This window comes from Oscillibacter sp. CU971, from assembly GCF_905219725.1.
Lineage (GTDB): Bacteria > Bacillota > Clostridia > Oscillospirales > Oscillospiraceae > Oscillibacter.
The window spans coordinates 1-3,133 of sequence record NZ_CAJMXG010000289.1; the positions used below are offsets into that span (position 1 = coordinate 1).

Sequence of the window (3,133 nt, forward strand, 5' to 3'; positions counted from 1 at the left end):
AGCGGCGGGAGTCGCGTCAATCCCGGCGCGGTGCAGCTCCTTCGCCAGCGGCCCGCCCTCGGCGGCAATCAGGAACTGGATAAGCTTCTCGGGCGGCAGTTTCTGACTGCGGGCTGTGTGGCCCATATTCACACTATTGGCCATGATACGTTCCAAACACGGATACCCGCCGTACAAAAAGGACGGCTCCAGGACAGGGTGCCGGGTAAAGGCGCAGTCGATCCCTGGCGCGTAGATCATGCACCCGGTCTGGCCCTGCAAATACCTGTTGCCGCCGATGTGGTCAGCGTTGGAGTGGGTGTTGTAGATGGCGGTGAGCCGCCAGCTGTTGGTGTCCAAAAGCTGACGGACTTTGCGGCCCGCATCCTTATCGTTGCCGCTGTCGATCAGGCAAACCTCCTGCCCGTCCAGCCGTGCCAGCCCGATCTTCGCCGGACTTTGGATGTAATAGCTTCGCTCCGAAACCTGGATCAGTTCATACATAATCTGCGTCCTCCTTAATGGTGTGGATAGAATATGGTGTTGTAGACCTCAGACCTGTCCCCGGTCACGTTCTGATAGGCGTGGGGAATGTCGGCCCGGAAGCGGATAGCCTGTCTCTCGCTGACCTCCACTGGCCTGTCCCCCAGGACGAGCCGCAGCGTCCCCCGCAGGACAAAGATGTGTTCCTCCACACCCTCATCGTGCTTGTCCGAGGAATGGCGGCACTCCGGGTCAAACTCAATGTAGAATGTCTCCACACTCCGCACCGGGTCATAGGTAAACAGCGGATAGGCCCTCATTTTGCCGCCGTCCCCCAAGACTACGTTTGCCTCGTCCGGGCCAGTAACGGTGTATTCCGTCTGCGGTTCCTCCAGGAACGCGGACAGCGGTGTTTTCAGCCCCGTGGCAATCTTCCAGAGGGTTGTCACCGTTGGGACAGACTGGCCGCGCTCGATCTGGCCTAACATGGGCTTGCTCACGCCCGTCAGCGCAGCAGCATCGTCCAGGGAAAGAGTGCGGACCATGCGGATGCTTTTCAGCTTCTCGCCAATTCTCAAATTCATAGGTTCCATTTTATATCCGCTCCGTATGTTTTCGTAAGTTAGAAACCTATTATAACATACTGGACGGATAAATGGAAGCCCCGCCCAAAATTTCTTTCAAGGAATTGAATTGTGCTGCTTTTTATGATATAATTCAAACGTCAAACCGGTTCCTGAAAGGAGTACAAAATGCCCTATATTACGATTGAAAGCGGTACATTATCTGATGAACAAAAAGAGGAATTGATCAGGCGCTTGACGGAAGTATCTTCTGAAATTATGAGAGTACCACAAGAATTTTTTGTGACCACAATTAAGGAAGTATCGGATAAAAATTTTGGTATTGGTGGAAAAACGATTGATAAAGTTAAAGAGGAATATATGAGGAAACATCAATAGCTTCATATTTCCTGGGGAGCTGCCTGTAAAGTCAGCTCCCCGCTTTTCGTTTTATGATATAATGTCAGAGACAAGCTGTCTGTCCAGTTACGCTATTAAACCGTCCAGTCACGTCAACCGGGCTTACCCTGACGGCTATTTGAACGAATAAACAGGTAGAGGAATATTGCCATGATGAGAATAGCAATTTGTGATGATGAAGCCCCCACCCGCGCCTACCTTGCGTCCTTGATTCGGGCGCAGGACTGCCCCTGCGAGGTCGTGGAGTACGCTTCTGCCGGTGACTGTCTCGCAGACTACCGGGGAATTGACCTGCTCTTTCTAGACATTGAGCTGAACGCTACCGGCCCGGACGGTATGGCGCTGGCTCGCCAGATCAGGGAGGGCAATTCTGCCGCCCAGCCGGTCATTGTCTTTGTAACGGGCTATGAGCGGTATGTGTTCGAGGCTTTTGACGTGGGGGCGTTCCAATATCTGCTGAAGCCAGTGGACGAGGAAAAATTTGCCCAGGTCTTTGCCCGCGCCGTGGAACAGATCGAGGCGGGCCGTGTTCAGCCGCAGCTTTCCCATGCGCTCACGCTACAATCTGCTGGCACCAGCCGAACCGTACCGCTGGACAGCATTTATTACATTGAAAGCAGTAATCACAAGGTAGTCCTGCGTCTGAAAGACGGGGAATTTTCCTGCTACGCGAAAATCCGGGACTTGGAGGCGGAGCTGGGCGATCAGTTCTGCCGTGTCCACAAGGGCTATCTTGTCAATCTCGCCTATGTGGAGGGGTACAGCAAAACGGAAGTGACTTTGACCAGCGGGGAAAAGCTGTTGATTTCCAAATACAAGTACCAGGACTTCGTGAAAGCCTACCTTCGCTTTGTGAAAAGGGGGGCTGGGCTATGAGTGAGACAGGATTTCGTATCTTCAATCAGGCATTTTCCGCTGGGGCGGAATTGACATACGCCGCCCTGCTCACCGCCTTCTTCCGGCCTTTCGTTTCGCAGGACAAACGGCGGCGCGGGCTGTTCCTTGTTTTTTCCGCCTACATTCTTTTTGAAATCGTCTGCAATCGGGCGGCGCTGCCCCAAGGCTCCTTTGGGCTGATCCTGATGGCGATGCTGCTGGCGGTATCCAAGTGGATCGGCCTGGAAAAGCCGTCTGTGTTCCTTCTGACGCTGCTCTACTTCAACGCCAGAATTTCCAGCGGCCTGATGGTGCAAAGTCTGTATTTTATCGTGGAGCGGTCAGTCCCCTACCGCCTGGAACCGCCGGAGGCGGTCTTTCTCCGCGCTGCCCTGCTGGTCACGCTGTTCCTGCTGTCCCACGCCTCTATGCTGGCCGTCATGCTCTATGCCCTCCAACGTCAAATGCGAAAGCAGAAAATGACGCTCCATCGGCGGGAGCTGTGCTATCTCGCCCTGGTGCCAATGGCGGGGATTCTGTTCGGACAGGTGATCTCCCGGCTGCTGATTGAGTTCAAGGACGGCGTTCTGCTCCAGCTCTACGAGCGCCACCCCGCGTTTTTGGCGGTAGTGCCGGTGCTGGCCCTGCTGTTCTACGCCGGGGCCTGGCTGACCATCGCTTTTCAGCAAGGTATGGCCGCGCTCCGGGAGGAACAGGCCACTCACTACATGGAATACCAGCAGACACAGGCAATCCGGGCGCGTATCCATGAGGCGGAGCAGTTTTATACCCGCATCCGGCAGCTGAAACAT

4 protein-coding genes and 1 pseudogene are annotated in these 3,133 nt (G+C 54.7%); 3 read left to right on the plus strand and 2 right to left on the minus strand.

The window, feature by feature from the left end; translation table 11 throughout:
* Together JX325_RS14205 and JX325_RS14210 are read right to left on the minus strand one after the other, a co-directional pair.
* The coding region (locus tag JX325_RS14205) for an MBL fold metallo-hydrolase (protein ID WP_204791743.1) at nt 1-483 on the minus strand (483 nt) is incomplete at its 3' end.
* A 14-nt stretch (nt 484-497) separates the two neighbouring features.
* Nucleotides 498-1,055, minus strand: coding sequence for a helix-turn-helix domain-containing protein (locus JX325_RS14210; protein ID WP_204791744.1), 558 nt, complete (start codon nt 1,053-1,055; stop codon nt 498-500).
* A gap of 159 nt (nt 1,056-1,214) precedes the next feature.
* Here JX325_RS14210 and dmpI point away from each other — a divergent pair, with 159 nt between their 5' ends.
* The 3 genes and pseudogenes from dmpI to JX325_RS14225 all read left to right on the plus strand — a co-directional run.
* Nucleotides 1,215-1,424, plus strand: coding sequence for a 4-oxalocrotonate tautomerase DmpI (dmpI, locus tag JX325_RS14215; RefSeq protein ID WP_204791745.1), 210 nt, complete (start codon nt 1,215-1,217; stop codon nt 1,422-1,424).
* A 171-nt stretch (nt 1,425-1,595) separates the two neighbouring features.
* On the plus strand, nt 1,596-2,321 hold the full coding sequence (locus tag JX325_RS14220) for a LytTR family DNA-binding domain-containing protein (RefSeq protein WP_204791746.1): 726 nt from the start codon (nt 1,596-1,598) through the stop codon (nt 2,319-2,321).
* Nucleotides 2,318-3,133: pseudogene (locus tag JX325_RS14225) on the plus strand (ATP-binding protein); the annotation flags it as partial. The gene JX325_RS14220 and the pseudogene JX325_RS14225, both read left to right, overlap by 4 nt.